This window comes from Paenibacillus sp. J2L1-98 (assembly GCF_056269405.1).
Genome location: NZ_JBWDNW010000002.1, coordinates 584490 through 599376, shown reverse-complemented (window position 1 = coordinate 599376; position 14887 = coordinate 584490). Strand labels below are relative to the sequence as shown.

Annotated in this window: 16 protein-coding genes; 15 read left to right on the top strand and 1 reads right to left on the bottom strand. The window is 49.4% G+C overall.

Features of this window, described 5'->3' with window-relative positions; genetic code table 11:
• The first annotated feature begins 164 nt into the window (after window positions 1-164).
• The 14 genes from hemW (at window position 165) to AC0YNZ_RS07565 (ending at window position 12387) form a co-directional block, all read left to right on the top strand.
• Window positions 165-1343: a radical SAM family heme chaperone HemW gene (hemW, locus tag AC0YNZ_RS07630; protein ID WP_475826023.1), complete on the top strand. Its 1179-nt coding sequence runs from the start codon at window positions 165-167 to the stop codon at window positions 1341-1343.
• 81 nt (window positions 1344-1424) lie between these two features.
• Window positions 1425-1895, top strand: coding sequence for an N-acetyltransferase (locus AC0YNZ_RS07625; protein ID WP_110770618.1), 471 nt, complete (start codon window positions 1425-1427; stop codon window positions 1893-1895).
• 70 nt (window positions 1896-1965) lie between these two features.
• Complete coding sequence (locus AC0YNZ_RS07620; protein ID WP_475826022.1) at window positions 1966-2241, top strand: hypothetical protein; 276 nt, start codon at window positions 1966-1968, stop codon at window positions 2239-2241.
• Between the two features lie 169 nt (window positions 2242-2410).
• Window positions 2411-3436: a heat-inducible transcriptional repressor HrcA gene (gene hrcA, locus AC0YNZ_RS07615; RefSeq protein ID WP_475826021.1), complete on the top strand. Its 1026-nt coding sequence runs from the start codon at window positions 2411-2413 to the stop codon at window positions 3434-3436.
• 59 nt (window positions 3437-3495) lie between these two features.
• The gene (grpE, locus tag AC0YNZ_RS07610) at window positions 3496-4056 is read left to right on the top strand and encodes a nucleotide exchange factor GrpE (protein WP_475826020.1); all 561 of its coding nucleotides are present in this window, start codon (window positions 3496-3498) and stop codon (window positions 4054-4056) included.
• 83 nt (window positions 4057-4139) lie between these two features.
• Window positions 4140-5969, top strand: a complete 1830-nt coding sequence (gene dnaK / locus AC0YNZ_RS07605; protein ID WP_475826019.1) for a molecular chaperone DnaK — start codon at window positions 4140-4142, stop codon at window positions 5967-5969.
• A gap of 104 nt (window positions 5970-6073) precedes the next feature.
• Window positions 6074-7201: a molecular chaperone DnaJ gene (gene dnaJ, locus AC0YNZ_RS07600; protein WP_475826018.1), complete on the top strand. Its 1128-nt coding sequence runs from the start codon at window positions 6074-6076 to the stop codon at window positions 7199-7201.
• A 109-nt stretch (window positions 7202-7310) separates the two neighbouring features.
• Window positions 7311-7466, top strand: coding sequence for a YfhD family protein (locus AC0YNZ_RS07595; RefSeq protein WP_110770612.1), 156 nt, complete (start codon window positions 7311-7313; stop codon window positions 7464-7466).
• On the top strand, window positions 7466-7672 hold the full coding sequence (locus AC0YNZ_RS07590; RefSeq protein WP_475826017.1) for a hypothetical protein: 207 nt from the start codon (window positions 7466-7468) through the stop codon (window positions 7670-7672). The genes AC0YNZ_RS07595 and AC0YNZ_RS07590 overlap by 1 nt, the downstream gene beginning before the upstream one ends.
• A gap of 198 nt (window positions 7673-7870) precedes the next feature.
• On the top strand, window positions 7871-8869 hold the full coding sequence (gene prmA, locus AC0YNZ_RS07585) for a 50S ribosomal protein L11 methyltransferase (RefSeq protein WP_475826016.1): 999 nt from the start codon (window positions 7871-7873) through the stop codon (window positions 8867-8869).
• A complete protein-coding gene (locus AC0YNZ_RS07580) occupies window positions 8869-9543 on the top strand; it encodes a site-2 protease family protein (RefSeq protein WP_475826015.1) in 675 nt (224 codons plus the stop codon). Before prmA ends, AC0YNZ_RS07580 begins: the two co-directional genes overlap by 1 nt.
• 124 nt (window positions 9544-9667) lie before the next feature.
• Window positions 9668-10444, top strand: coding sequence for an RsmE family RNA methyltransferase (locus AC0YNZ_RS07575; protein ID WP_475826014.1), 777 nt, complete (start codon window positions 9668-9670; stop codon window positions 10442-10444).
• Window positions 10445-10449: 5 nt separating this feature from the next.
• Complete coding sequence (gene mtaB / locus AC0YNZ_RS07570) at window positions 10450-11841, top strand: tRNA (N(6)-L-threonylcarbamoyladenosine(37)-C(2))-methylthiotransferase MtaB (RefSeq protein WP_475826013.1); 1392 nt, start codon at window positions 10450-10452, stop codon at window positions 11839-11841.
• 114 nt (window positions 11842-11955) lie between these two features.
• Entirely contained in the window at window positions 11956-12387 is a 432-nt protein-coding gene (locus tag AC0YNZ_RS07565) for an NUDIX domain-containing protein (protein WP_110770606.1), read from the top strand.
• Between the two features lie 5 nt (window positions 12388-12392).
• Here the strand turns inward: AC0YNZ_RS07565 and AC0YNZ_RS07560 are convergent, their stop codons facing one another.
• Window positions 12393-13367 (bottom strand): Na/Pi cotransporter family protein, encoded by a 975-nt coding sequence (locus tag AC0YNZ_RS07560; protein ID WP_475826012.1) that lies wholly within the window; start codon window positions 13365-13367, stop codon window positions 12393-12395.
• Between the two features lie 107 nt (window positions 13368-13474).
• Between AC0YNZ_RS07560 and AC0YNZ_RS07555 the strand changes: the two genes are divergently transcribed.
• Window positions 13475-14881: a class I SAM-dependent rRNA methyltransferase gene (locus AC0YNZ_RS07555; RefSeq protein ID WP_475826011.1), complete on the top strand. Its 1407-nt coding sequence runs from the start codon at window positions 13475-13477 to the stop codon at window positions 14879-14881.
• The last annotated feature ends 6 nt before the right edge of the window (window positions 14882-14887 follow it).

Here is a 14887-nt window from a genome sequence, read left to right as displayed (position 1 = left end):
ACATTTCAAAACAAAATTGAGCCGCGGCGCTAGTTTACGGCGTTAGTCGTTTGCGCTTGAAATATAAGAATGTATAAGTTTCACCCTGATATCTGCTTATATTTCATCGCGAAACGAGCTTTTGCCGCCAGAGGACGGCGACAGCCGTTTACGCTTGAAGGAGAATGTTAACGATGACCATAACGCAATCACCGCGCGCTTTATATATACACATCCCGTTTTGTACGAATAAATGCCACTATTGCGATTTTACCTCCTATGTATTGAAAGGACAGCCGGTCGATGAGTATTTGGATGCGCTTGAAATGGAAATGCGGAGGACGGTTGCGCAGTGGCCGCCCGCGGAAATCGATACTGTATTTGTCGGAGGCGGCACGCCAACCGTACTGACTCCGCCGCAAATGGAAAGATTTCTGAAGGCTGTCCGCACTTATTTTCCGCTTGCTCCGAATGCGGAGTTTACGATGGAAGCGAATCCGGGAACGACGGATAGCGATAAGCTGGCTGCAATGAAGGCTGGAGGCGTGAATAGGATCAGTTTCGGCGTACAGTCCTTTGATAACGGATTGTTGGAGCGCATCGGACGTATTCATAGTGTGGACGATGTCTACCGCAGCATTGAAAATGCGCGTGCAGCAGGTTTTACCAATTTATCAATCGATTTAATGTTCGGCTTGCCGGGACAGACGGTCGAGCTGCTGAGAGACAGTGTTAACCGCGCGATGGAGCTGGGGCTGCCCCACTATTCCATTTACAGCCTAAAGGTAGAAGAAAATACGCTGTTCCATAAGCTGTATGAGCGCAACGAGCTGCCACTGCCTCCGGAAGAAGAGGAATTTAATATGTTTATCCTGCTGATGGATATGCTGAAGGAGAACGGCTATGCGCATTATGAAATAAGCAATTTTGCTAAGCCCGGCTATGAAAGCCGTCATAATTCCACATACTGGCGCAACGAGCCTTATTACGGCTTGGGAGCGGGTGCGCATGGTTATATGAACCGCATGCGTCACGTCAATTTGAAGGGCATTACGCCTTATATCGAGGCTGCAGCGCAGAAGCTTCCGCGCCTTGAGACGGCCATGGTGCCCGAGGCCGAGGCGATGGAGGATTTGATGATGGTAGGGCTCAGACTGCTTGCTGGTGTGCCTGCGTCTCGTTTTTCTAATCAATTTGCAGGTCAAACGCTGGAAGAAAAGTTTGGCGGTGTCATTCATAAATTGATGAACGACGGCCTGTTGGAAGTTGAGAAAACCGAGAATGATACGATTTATCGGCTGACGGATAAAGGCGTGCTGCTCGGGAACGAAGTGTTTGGATCTTTTATCGGATATTCCGGCTAAAATTCTCTTGAGAATTAATTCGTTGTGTTGTATATTTATTCATATTGATTTTGATTGCACCGGGTGGAGGCGAAGGCACAAATGCAGGCATTGCAGGTCGTATGCAGAAAAGCGACATCAGACGATATCGAGACATTGTTTCATTTAATTAAAGGTTATGCCGAGAAAGGCATTATGCTGCCTCGCACTCGGGAAGCGCTCGAATATATGATAGATACATTCGTCGTCGCGGAAATAGGGGACGAGGTTGTCGGCTGCGGTTCCCTAACTAGATTGGGCAAGGAATTAGTAGAGATACGGTCGCTAGGCATGTCCGAGGGCTATAAGGGCGTCGGAATCGGAAGCAAGCTGGTCGACGCGTTGATCGAACAGGCGAGAGAGCAGCAAATTCCGAAAATTATGGCATTAACGTACGCCGTATCCTTTTTCGAGAAAAATGGCTTCAAGGTCGTCGATAAAGAAATTTTTCCGGAAAAAGTATGGAAGGATTGCGTAAACTGTCCAAAGCAGCTCGCCTGCGACGAAATAGCCGTTCTGAAAATGCTGGACTAATAGCAATTATTTACGTTTTGCTTTATAGTTAGTGAAAGTGTTTATTGTAATAAAGAGGAGCAATATAGAGATGAGCCAAAGAAAAGACCAAATTGCTGAAGTAGAAGATAAACTTAAACATGTAACGACAGTGCTGCTGAAAAAATGGGCCGGATTAAGCGGATTTTACGGTTTTAAGGCCATGGACTACGATGAGGTGTTCGCTTTGCTAAACACGAACGGCTGGAAAGTGGTTATCGATGACTCTGCTGCACCGAATCGCATCGTAGAATTATATCAAGGCGAGAAGCGGGTCAGAAGAGAGAAATATGCAGTCGATGAAGCGGGAAGAGTGTATAAAGTATAAAAAGATTTTAAATCACATCGAAATTGGGCGCACGAAAAATGCCGAACTGACTTGACAATCGACAAGTTGGTTTGGTATTTTTGTAGTAATGATTAGCACTCGATTCGATTGAGTGCTAACGATGGTAAACCGCAATAACGGATTAAACATTTTTGTAGGGGGAATTCGAATGCTGACGGAACGACAACGGATGATTTTGCACGCGATTGTGGATGATTATATTCGCTCAGCTGAACCAGTCGGCTCACGCAGCATTTCGAAGCGCGGCGACGTTGGCTTCAGTCCGGCTACGATTCGCAATGAAATGGCGGATCTGGAGGAGCTTGGCTTTCTGGAGCAGCCGCATACGTCAGCAGGGCGTGTCCCATCGACTAAAGGCTACCGTTATTATGTTGACCACTTAATAAAGCTTAGTGAAGTGGATGAGAACGACATTGGCATGGTTCGATCGTTCGTTACGGACAAAATGAACCAAATGGAGCAGGTCATTCAGCAAACCGCGATGATTTTATCCAATTTAACCAATTACACATCTATTTTGCTTGGACCGGAAATGTTCAGCACGTCACTTAAGCATTTTGGCCTTGTCCCGCTTGATCAAACATCGGCGGTCGCCATTATCGTGACGAACACCGGACATGTTGAAAATCGGACGATAACGATTCCAGCCGGCCTCAAAATGGAGGATATGGAAAAGGTCGTTAACATTTTAAACACGAGATTGGTTGGCGTTCCGCTAGTCCGTCTGCGGTCGAAGCTTTACACGGAAGTTGGGCAAGAGCTTGAAAGGCATGTTGATCATTATGAACAGCTGATGCAGGTGCTGGATCATGCGCTCCAAAATGGAGATGAGCATCGGATCTTCCTCGGCGGAACGACAAACATGCTGACGCAGCCTGAATTCAAGGATGTTGACAAAGTAAAAACGATTTTGGATCTGCTTGATGAGACACCAGCCATAATGAAAATGTTTTCCGGCCTTCCGTCAGGTATACAAGTACGTATCGGAACAGAAAATGACCATAAGGCAATTAGCGATTGCAGTCTTATAACAGCAACCTATGCCATTGATGGACAATCGCTGGGAACGATCGGTATTTTAGGACCAACACGAATGGAATACGGCAAAGTCATTAGTCTCTTGGATATGATATCCAAGGATATGGCGGTTCTGCTCAGCCGCTGGTATAAATAGTTTTATGCTGAAGCTTACGGTGTCAACTCTATTTCGTATATTTTTAAGGAGGTGATTGCATGAGTACAAAGGAGCAACAAAATGAAGCGGCCCAGGCTGCGGAAGAGGTAGTAACTGCTGAGCAATCGGAGCAAGCTTACGAGGAAACGGTAAGCGAGGTAGCGGAGGAAGATGCGCGTTATGCGGAACTTCTGAAGCTGGCTGACGAGAACCAGCAGCGCTTTTTGCGCGCCCAAGCGGATTTCGACAATTTCCGCCGCCGTACATTGAAGGAAAAAGAAGAGCTCGGACAGTATGCATCGATGAAGTTGATCGGTCAGCTGCTGCCGGTTGTAGATAATTTTGAACGTGCTGTTGCTGCTGCTTCGTCTAACGGCGATTTCGAATCGCTTGCAAAGGGCGTGGACATGATCTTCCGCCAACTGGAGCAAACGCTGGAGCAGGAAGGCCTGAAAGCTATGAACGTAGTAGGCGAGCCGTTTAACCCTGAATTCCACCAGGCTATTATGCAGGTCGAATCCGACGAGCATGAGGAAGGCATCGTTGTGGAGGAAGTGCAGAAGGGCTATATCCTGAAAGACAAGGTATTGCGTCCTGCAATGGTTAAAGTAAGCAGCTAGCCATAAATGACTATTTCTATAAATGAGACGCAGCAAACTGGTGTCGCGTTAAAATACAATTCCATGTAGGAGGAACTTTAGCTATGAGTAAAGTAATCGGTATTGACCTTGGTACAACAAACTCTTGCGTAGCAGTAATGGAGGGCGGCGAAGCCGTCGTTATTCCTAACCCGGAAGGCAACCGTACAACCCCTTCGGTTGTAGGCTTTAAGAAGGACGGCGAGCGTGTTGTCGGTGAAACGGCAAAACGTCAAGCGATCACGAACCCTGATCGTACAATCAGCTCGATCAAACGCCATATCGGTACGAACCACAAAGAAAAAATCGACGATAAAGATTATACGCCGCAAGAAATTTCTGCAATCATTTTGCAAAAATTGAAAGCTGATGCGGAAGCATACTTAGGTCAAACTGTAACCCAAGCGGTTATTACGGTTCCTGCTTATTTCAATGACAGCCAGCGCCAAGCTACAAAGGATGCTGGTAAAATTGCCGGTCTGGAAGTACTTCGTATCGTCAATGAGCCGACAGCTGCAGCACTTGCATACGGCCTTGAGAAAACGGAAGACCAAACGATTCTCGTTTATGACCTTGGCGGCGGTACGTTTGACGTATCCATTCTTGAGCTTGGCGACGGCTTCTTCGAAGTTAAAGCGACAAGCGGCGATAACAAGCTGGGCGGCGACGACTTTGACCAAGTGATCATCGATTATCTTGTTGCTGAATTCAAGAAGGATCAAGGCATCGACCTGTCTAAAGATAAAGCGGCTGTTCAACGTTTGAAAGATGCTGCTGAGAAAGCGAAGAAGGAACTATCCGGCGTATTGACATCGGCTATTTCGCTTCCATTCATTACTATGGTTGACGGCGTTCCACAGCATTTGGAGATCAGCCTTACCCGCGCCAAATTTGAAGAGCTTGCTGCTGGACTCGTAGAGCGTACGCTTGGACCGACTCGTCAAGCGCTTAGCGATGCAGGCATGTCTTCTAACGATATCGATAAAGTTGTACTTGTAGGCGGATCGACTCGTATTCCTGCTGTACAAGAAGCCGTTAAAAAATTGATCGGCAAAGAACCGCATAAAGGCGTTAACCCGGATGAGGTAGTTGCACTAGGCGCAGCCGTACAAGCGGGCGTATTGACTGGCGACGTGAAAGACGTTGTATTGCTGGACGTAACGCCATTGTCCCTCGGTATCGAGACAGCAGGCGGCGTGTTCACAAAAATGATCGACCGCAACACGACGATTCCTACGAGCAAGTCACAAGTGTACTCCACTTATGCCGACAATCAGCCGGGCGTTGAAATTCACGTCCTGCAAGGCGAGCGCTCGATGGCTGCAGGCAACAAAACGCTTGGCCGCTTCACATTGAACGATATTCCTCTTGCGCCGCGCGGCGTACCGCAAATCGAAGTTACTTTCGATATCGATGCGAACGGTATCGTTAACGTATCCGCCTTGGACAAAGGCACAGGCAAAAGCCAAAAAATTACGATTACTTCTTCCAGCGGCTTGAGCGAAGATGAAATTAATCAAATGATGAAGGACGCTGAGCTGAACGCTGAGGAAGACCGCAAACGCCGCGATCTTGTTGAAGCCAAAAACAGCGCTGACCAATTGGTCTACTCCGTTGATAAAACGATCAAAGATCTTGGCGATAAAGTAGATGCTGCCGAAATCGAAAAAGCAAACGCAGCGAAAGAGAAAGTGACTGCAGCGCTTGCAACTGACGATCTTGAGCAAATTAATGCAGCAGCAGCTGAGCTGACAGAAATCGTTCAACAGCTTTCGGTTAAGCTGTATGAGCAAGCGGCGCAAGCAGCTGAAGGCGCAGCGCCGGAAGCAGGCGCGGCAAAAGGAAAAGACAACGTTGTAGATGCTGATTACGAAGTTGTTGACGATAATAAATAAAGTGTAGCGGGCAAGAGGTCAAAGACAGGCGCTACCTGGCTTTGACCTCCTTTCGTGCGCAATAGCACATGGAATCATATGATAGATAGCGGAGGTGAGAACAGGTGGCAAGCAAACGAGATTATTATGAGGTGCTTGGTGTTGGCAAGGATGCATCGGAAGATGAAATTAAAAAATCATACCGTAAGCTAGCCCGTCAATATCATCCCGATGTGAACAAGGCTGCGGATGCGGAGTCGAAATTCAAGGAAGTAAAGGAAGCATATGACGTACTGAGCGATGACAGCAAACGCTCAACGTATGACCGGTTCGGCCATGTTGATCCGAATCAGGGAATGGGCGGCGGCGGCGCAGATTTCGGCGGCGGCTTCGGCGATATTTTCGATATGTTTTTCGGTGGCGGCGGCGGTCGCCGCGATCCAAATGCGCCGCAGCGCGGCAATGATCTGCAGTATACGATGACTGTCGAATTTAAGGAAGCGGTATTCGGCAAAGAAACTGAAATAACGATTCCGCGCACAGAGACATGCGATACCTGTCATGGTGACGGAGCAAAACCGGGAACGAAGCCGGAAGCTTGTTCGGTATGTAAGGGCAGCGGACAGCAAGAGGTTGTGCAAAATACGCCGTTCGGGCGCATGGTCAACCGTCGTGCTTGTACGAATTGCAGCGGCACAGGCCGCGTAATTAAACACAAATGTACAACTTGTCACGGCGCAGGCAAAGTGAAGCGTCAACGCAAAATCAATATCCGAATACCTGCCGGTGTTGATGACGGCGCGCAAATCAGAATGTCAGGCGAAGGCGAAGGCGGGCTTCGCGGCGGTCCTGCAGGCGATTTGTACATCGTCATTCGTGTGAAATCGCATGAGTTTTTCGAACGCGAAGGCGACGATATTTATTGCGAGGTTCCGCTTACTTTTGTTCAGGCAGCGCTTGGGGATGAGATTGAGATTCCTACGCTAACCGAAAAGGTGAAGCTGAAGGTGCCGTCAGGCACTCAAACCGGCACTTACTTTAGGCTTAAAGGCAAGGGCGTGCCTAAATTGCGCGGTTACGGTCAAGGCGATCAGCATGTGAAGGTTACCATCGTAACGCCAACAAGCTTGACTGATGATCAGAAGGAACTGCTGCGCCAGTTTGGCGGGCTGAGCGGCGATGCCGCAGCCAATGATCCTGAGCACCATGAATCTATTTTTGACAAAATGAAAAAGGCGTTCCGCGGTGAATAACCCGGCACGTCTTTTTTTCTTTTCATGACTGTATAGATTTTGGCGGAAAATCATATTCTATTCGGGTAGGAAAACCATACATCTACAAACAACCGGAGGGAATTTAACAATGGAAGACAAAAACAGTTTGGAAAAACAAAACTTTGGTAACTTACCCATAGGAAAAAATGAGGATGTAGAATTTTCCGAAGAGCTTGCAGACGAAGCTGACCGCATAGCCGCGCAGCGTGCAGCAGCAGCTGACCAGCGCAACGAGCAGGAATAATGAGTCAAATCGAAATTCAAGCAAAGTTCGAGGGCGAGGGCGCTGCCCAGGAGGCTTGGCATAAGCTCCAAGCGCTGCGCGCGGTTGAAGTGAACGGAATGCTCGATAGCGGATTGCTGACCGCTACCGTAGATGAATCCGTCGCTGAACGAGCGCTCCATCTGATCCAGCAAATAGGCGGAAATGTGAATACGACGGTTACTTAATAAGGAGGGTCTGCAGGCTATGTGCCTGCAGACTCTCTTTTTGTAATGATAAATAGAAAATAAAGCTTTATCGGTTCATTTTTTTGTGCAAAGGCACTACTCTGGTGTACAATAGATGTTAGGTTTTTATAGCGAAACGTTTGTCTGGCCGTGTGGCCGACGATAGCCGTTTACGATTGGCATTGGAGGATAATACATATGAAATGGCAAGAACTCACGATCTCAACGACCGAAGAGGCGCAGGAGATGATATCTAATTTTTTGCATGAATGGGGAGCAGGAGGCGTATCCATTGAAGAATCGGGTACACTTAACAAGCAGCGCGATACGTCGCTTGGACAATGGTATGAGCTTCCGCTTAACGATATTCCGGAAGGCCAAGCTATCATTAAGGGCTATTTTGGGGAAGACACGGACATGGATGCGCTAATTGCTGCTATTCGTCCGCGTGTCGAGGAGCTTCGCGAATTTGATATCGATCCCGGAAACGTACAATATTCGGTGCTTGAAGTAGATGACGAGGATTGGGCTACGGCGTGGAAGCAATATTTCAAGCCGCTCCGTATCTCGGATACGTTAACGATCAAGCCGACATGGGAACAATATGAGGCTGGTCCGAATGAGCGTATCATTGAGCTGGATCCCGGGATGGCATTCGGAACGGGCACGCATCCTACAACAGCGCTTTGCCTGCAGACGCTTGAGTCTGTCATTCGCGGCGGCGAAGAAATAATCGACGTGGGCACCGGCTCGGGCATACTCGCTATCGGCGCTTGCCGTCTAGGCGCGAAGAGCGTGCTTGCGCTTGACCTAGATCCGATTGCCGTATCCAGTGCGGCCGAGAACGTAAAGCTTAATGATCTTTCGCAGCAAATCGAAGTACGCCTAAGCGACTTGCTCGGTGTAATCAAAGAAAACCCGGCAGGAGAAGCAAATGCTTCAGGCGCTTTAGCGACTGCGGTTACGGTACCGGTGGATCTCGTTGTAGCTAATATTTTGGCCGAAATCATCCTGCTGTTCGTGGACGATGTGTACGCTGCATTGAAGCCGAACGGAATTTACATTGCTTCCGGGATTTACAAAAACAAAGAGAACGATGTGGAACAAGGATTGATTCGTTCCGGCTTTGAAATAGTCGAGAAGCGCCGCGATGAGGAATGGATCGCATTCATTGCGAGAAAGCCGCAGGTGGTTTAATGGACTTGCAGAGCTTTATCAGGTTTCCGCTTGAGGATTTGCCATTTATTGTTTTAGCCTTAATTATTGCATTCACAGTGCATGAGTTCGCTCATGCCTACAGCGCCTATAAGTTCGGAGACGATACGGCTTATAATGCCGGGCGTGTGACTCTAAATCCGCGTGTTCACTTAGATATTCTGGGAACGCTGCTGATTCTGATCGCAGGCTTTGGATGGGCGAAGCCCGTGCCGGTCACACCGAGCAAATTCAGCAGCCCGAGAATCATGAGCATTATCGTAACGTTTGCCGGGCCGCTCAGCAATTTGCTGCTTGGGATAATAGGAATTATTGTATATGTCGCGCTTATGGCCTCAGGAGTAAGGGACGGCGCATCTATAGGCGTTGGCGCGGCAATTGACCGTTTTTTTGATTATTTCATTTGGTATAATTTTTTTCTGTTTATCTTTAATCTCATTCCGCTTCCGCCGCTTGACGGATACCGGATCATTGCGGATCTTTTGCCGCTTAAGATTCGTTACAAATTGGATCAGAATGTGCAGTGGGGGATGTTCATATTTATGCTCATTGTATTTATTCCGCAGCTTCGAAAAGTAACGTTGGATCCGATAACGGGTCTAGCCGCAGATTTAATGAATAACACTTTTGCATGGGTTTACCAGATTTTCTTCTAATGGTTGATAGGATCCTGCAGAGAAACAATCAGCACTCGACTGGCAACGGTTTCTGATAGATTTCTAAAAGGCAAACATGCTATTATGAAGGATGGAATTTGTTTAAGGGTGGTTGGCAACAACGATGCAACGATATTTTGTAGCGGCGGAGCAGTTTGGCATCTCCGAAATCCGCATTACAGGCGAGGATGCGCATCATGCGGTCCGGGTCATGCGAACGAAGCCGGGCGATAAGTTTATCGTTAGCGACGGACAGTCGCGCACGGCGCTAGTTACGGTAATAGAAGCTTCTCCGATGTTTATTAAGGCTCAAATCGTCGAGATGCTAAGCTCGGATAGCGAGCCAAGCTGGGACATTACGATCGCGCAAAGCTTGCCGAAGAGCGATAAGATGGAGCTGGTTATACAGAAAGGGACGGAGATCGGAGCTTATGCTTTCGTACCTTTTCAATCCGAACGCATGGTTGTGCAGTACGATGCGAAGAAGGAAGCGAAGCGGATCGACCGCTGGAACAAAATAGCGAAGGAAGCAGCCGAGCAGGCGCATCGCAACCGCATTCCGAGCATTGAGCCGGTGCAAAGCTGGCGAGAGCTTATCCAGTCTTTCGGCTCATATGATTTAGTGTTGTTTTGCTATGAGCGCGAAGGGCATGCGGCCCATGGCAGAGGCGTCCGCTTGGCGATACGCGATTGGCTTGAAAATTCGGCTGCGGTCAGCACGCCGAACGTGCTGCTCATTGTCGGCTCGGAGGGCGGCTTCACAGACCGCGAAGCGGCTGAAGCAGAAGCGGCAGGTGCCGTGCTAGTCGGTTTAGGCAGACGGATATTGCGAACAGAAACAGCGGGTATCGTAGGTTTAACCTGCTTATTATATGAATCCGGAGAAATGGGAGGAGCGTAACAACGATGCCAACAGTCGCATTTTACACGCTGGGCTGCAAAGTTAACTTCTATGATACAGAAGCGATATGGCAGCTATTCAAAAACGAAGGCTACGAGCAGGTCGATTTCGAGTCGACAGCAGACGTTTACTTAATTAACACCTGTACCGTAACGAATACAGGAGATAAGAAGAGCCGTCAAATTATTAGGCGGGCCGTGCGCCGCAATCCGGACGCGGTGATTGCTGTGACAGGATGTTACGCTCAGACGTCTCCGGCAGAAATTATGGCCATTGAAGGCGTTGATCTCGTCATCGGCACACAAGACCGTGAGAAGATCATGACCTTTGTCAATCAAATTCAAGGCGACCGCAAGCCGGTAAACGCCGTGCGCAATATTATGAAAACACGCGACTTCGAAGAGCTCGATGTACCTGACTTCAACGAGCGGACGCGCGCTTTTTTGAAAATTCAAGAGGGCTGCAACAATTTCTGTACGTTTTGCATCATTCCTTGGTCGCGCGGGCTTTCCCGCAGCCGCGCTCCGCAGAGCGTCTTGGAGCAGGCAAAGCAGCTGGTAGCCTCAGGCTATAAAGAAATTGTGTTGACGGGCATTCATACCGGCGGCTACGGCGATGATATGGAAAATTACAATCTTACGAGCTTGCTGTGGGATTTGGATAAGGTGGAAGGCTTAGAGCGAATTCGGATTAGCTCCATCGAAGCGAGTCAAATCGACGATGCAATGATCGATGTGCTGAACCGTTCCAGCAAAATGTGCCGCCACCTGCATATTCCGCTTCAAGCAGGCGAGGACGCTGTGCTGAAACGGATGCGGCGCAAATATACGACTGCAGAATTTGCTGCAAAAATTAAAAGGCTGCATGAGGCTATGCCTGGCGTCGCGATCACGACAGACGTAATCGTTGGTTTCCCGGGTGAAACGGAAGAAATGTTCGAGAATGGCTTCCGCTTCATGGAAGAATTGAAATTTGCCGAAATGCACGTCTTCCCTTATTCGAAACGTACAGGCACGCCTGCCGCCCGGATGGATGAGCAGGTAGACGAAGAGGTGAAGAATGAGCGCGTCCACAAGCTGATCGACTTGTCCGAGAAGATGCAGCTGGCGTATGCGGAGCAGTACGTAGGCCAAGTGCTTGATGTCATACCAGAGCGCGACTATAAAGGCGCGCCGGGAACGGGACTCGTTATGGGTTACACGGACAACTACATTCAAGTGGTGTTCAACGGCCCGGAATCCTTGATCGGCAAGCTATGCCGCGTCAAAATTACAGAAGCGGGCGTCAATGAATGCCATGGCAAGCTCGTTCGCGTACTCGATGAGCTGTCTGCTGAAGGAAGCGGAACGGAGCTTAACAGCTTCACGCACCAGCGTCCAGAAGCGATTAGAGCATAGTTAAAAGCTTAACCATTGCGGGGATTCCTTTGCTGATCGATTCCTTTTACGGAAAAGATGGAGGAATCCTTTGCTGCATATACTAACAATTAACGCTGCAAGGGGGAAACGGACATGAAGGAAATTTCAGCAGGCGGTGTCGTTTATCGCCGGACGGAGGAAGGAAAGCTGCAAATTCAGCTCATTCAGGATCGTTATGGAAAAGTATCGCTGCCAAAAGGGAAAATGGAGGCCGGCGAAACGATCGAACAAACCGCTTTGCGGGAAATTGTCGAAGAGACAGGTCTTGAAGGGGTCATCATTGCTCCGATTGACCAAATTAAATATAAATATGAGCATGAATCATTAGGAACGGTAGATAAAGAGGTTCACTATTATTTGGTAGAAGCAGTGGGCGGCTCCTTGCAGGCACAGGTGGAAGAAATCCGCGGCGTCGATTGGTTTGATCCGCAGGAGGCATGGAAGCGCCAGAAGCAGTCTGGATACGATAACAACCACCGCATCGTTGCAGGAGCATTTCAGTTGTTAGGGCTGCCAACGGAATAGGTCTGCTAAGTGACAGGATCCAGCTTCCGGAACGTCCGGAGGTAGCAGAAGGGCAGAGCAAGCAGCGAGCTTAAAATGTTGAAAATCGTTTGCGTATGGGCAATTTGGCCGGAAGCAGACGCGGAGATCCACTCCGATAACGTCGTCAGCTCACCGATGAACGGCATAAACAGCAATGCCCCTCCTGCGTTCAAAACGACATGGGACCATGCGACATATTGACCGGCTTTCGTTCCGCCAATTGAGGCCAGCAAAGCGGTGGCGCAGGTGCCGATATTCGCTCCGAGCACGACGGCAATTCCAAGCTCGATCGGCATGGCGCCGATGGATACGAATCCCATAATGATGCCGATAACGGCAGCGCTGCTGTGAACTGCGGCAGTAAGAACAGCGCCTGCCGCAAGTCCCCACCACAGGCTGTCGTCTGCTTTGTCTAGAAACCAGCTGAACATCGGGCTCTCCTGCACAGCAGAACCTACTCCCTGCATCATGGTCATACCGGTCAGGAGCAAAGCGAAGCCGCACAGCACAACCGAGGAAGAACGAAGCGTATCAAGCCAGCGTGCGCCGCGCACGGCCGGGAAAAGACGCATTTCGCCAAGTAATGCAGTAGGCAGCCATAATCCTACCGATACGATGAGCAGAGGAACGGCAAGCTTATTTAAATTTAAACCGATGAGCTCTGTCGTTATACAGGTGCCGATATTTGTGCCGAGTATGATTCCTAACGTGCGCGGAAATGTCAGTAAACCGGCATTGACCATTCCGATGGCAATAACCGTTACGGCTGTGCTGCTTTGCAGAAATGCTGTCGTAACCGTACCGATTGCCAGCCCGTGGATAGGCGCTCTGGTTGAACGCTCCAAAATACGGGTCAGATAGGGACCCGCCAATCGATGCAGCGCAAGCTCCATCAGCTTCATGCCGCACATGAAAACAGCGAAGCCGAGCAGCATTGGAATGAGAATCGTATGAACCATTGGACGGTCTCCTTATTCGTTAATGAGCGGTTCGTTTCGTAAGTATACATATGCCGCAAATAAGACAAGCATGACAAGCAAGTTAAAGGAAGGGAAGAGAGAAAAACGTGAGCAATCCAAAAATATATCTTCAAAAGGCTAGAAAGAAAAGGCTGGAGCAAGGACATCCTTGGGTCTATGCAACCGAAATCGACCGGCTGGAGGGTGAAGCGCAGCCAGGTGATTTGGTAGATATCGTAACTCATCAAGGACGTTATTTGGCAACGGGCTATTGGAATCCGAAATCGCAAATTACGGTAAGAGTGGTTTCGTACGAGCCCATTGCCGCAATGGATGCAGACTTTTTCCGTGATCGGCTTCGTCAATGCCAGGAGCATCGCCGGCGCTTTGTTAAAGACGCCGATTGCCGCCTTGTTTACGGAGAGGCGGATTTCCTGCCCGGACTCGTCGTCGACCGTTTCAATAACGTGCTGGTGCTGCAGCTTTTAACGCTTGGGATGGACGTGAGAAGGGAGGCGCTGCTCGAAGCGCTAATTGACGTATTTCAGCCGCAGGGCATTTATGAGCGCAGCGACGTTGGCGTTCGTGTGCTGGAAGGCTTAGAGGAGCGAACCGGCGCGCTTTATGGCGACTGCCCGTCTATTCTCGTAATCGAGGAAAACGGATTAAAGCTGGAGGTTGATATCGTAGAAGGCCAGAAAACCGGCTATTTTTTCGATCAACGCGAAAATCGCGCGGCAATTGCGCCGCTTATGACCGGCTGGGGCGGCCGCAGCGGCATTCACCTGGCAGATCGCGAAGCAGCGGAGTCAGGCTCTGCTATGACAGGAAATACCGCGTACAAGGCAGCGGATTCCGCGAACCTCGTACCGGTTAATGCGAACGGAAAAATCGTAACCTTCCCGTACTGGGATGGCGCAACCGTGCTCGAATGCTTTGCTCATACAGGCAGCTTTACACTGCATGCATGCAAATACGGCGCCAAGAAGGTTACCTGCCTCGATGTCTCGGAGCACGCCATTGCAACTGCGAAGCGCAACACCCTGCGCAACGGTTTTTCAGACCGGGTCGAATTTGTTGTTGCTGACGCCTTCGATTATTTGCGCACGCAGGTAAAGGGCATAGATGAGCGAAAGCAGCGCGGCCTTGGCGGCGTCGACACCTCCAAAAAACTGGAGAGCACGACGGGACGCACATGGGATGTCGTCATTCTTGATCCGCCGGCCTTTGCCAAGACGAAGAGCGCAGTACCGGGCGCATGCCGCGGCTATAAAGATATTAATTTGCAGGGATTAAAGCTAGTCAATGAGGGAGGTTACCTTGTAACGGCAAGCTGCTCGTATCATATGCGGCCTGAATTGTTTCTGGAGACGATTCAAGACGCGGCTGCGGATGCCGGCAAGCTGCTCCGTTTAGTCGAATGGCGCGCTGCGGGCAAGGATCATCCTCAGCTGCTTGGCGTAAACGAAGGCCATTACTTGAAATTCGCGATTTTTGAAGTAAGAAGCAAATAGTCGCGA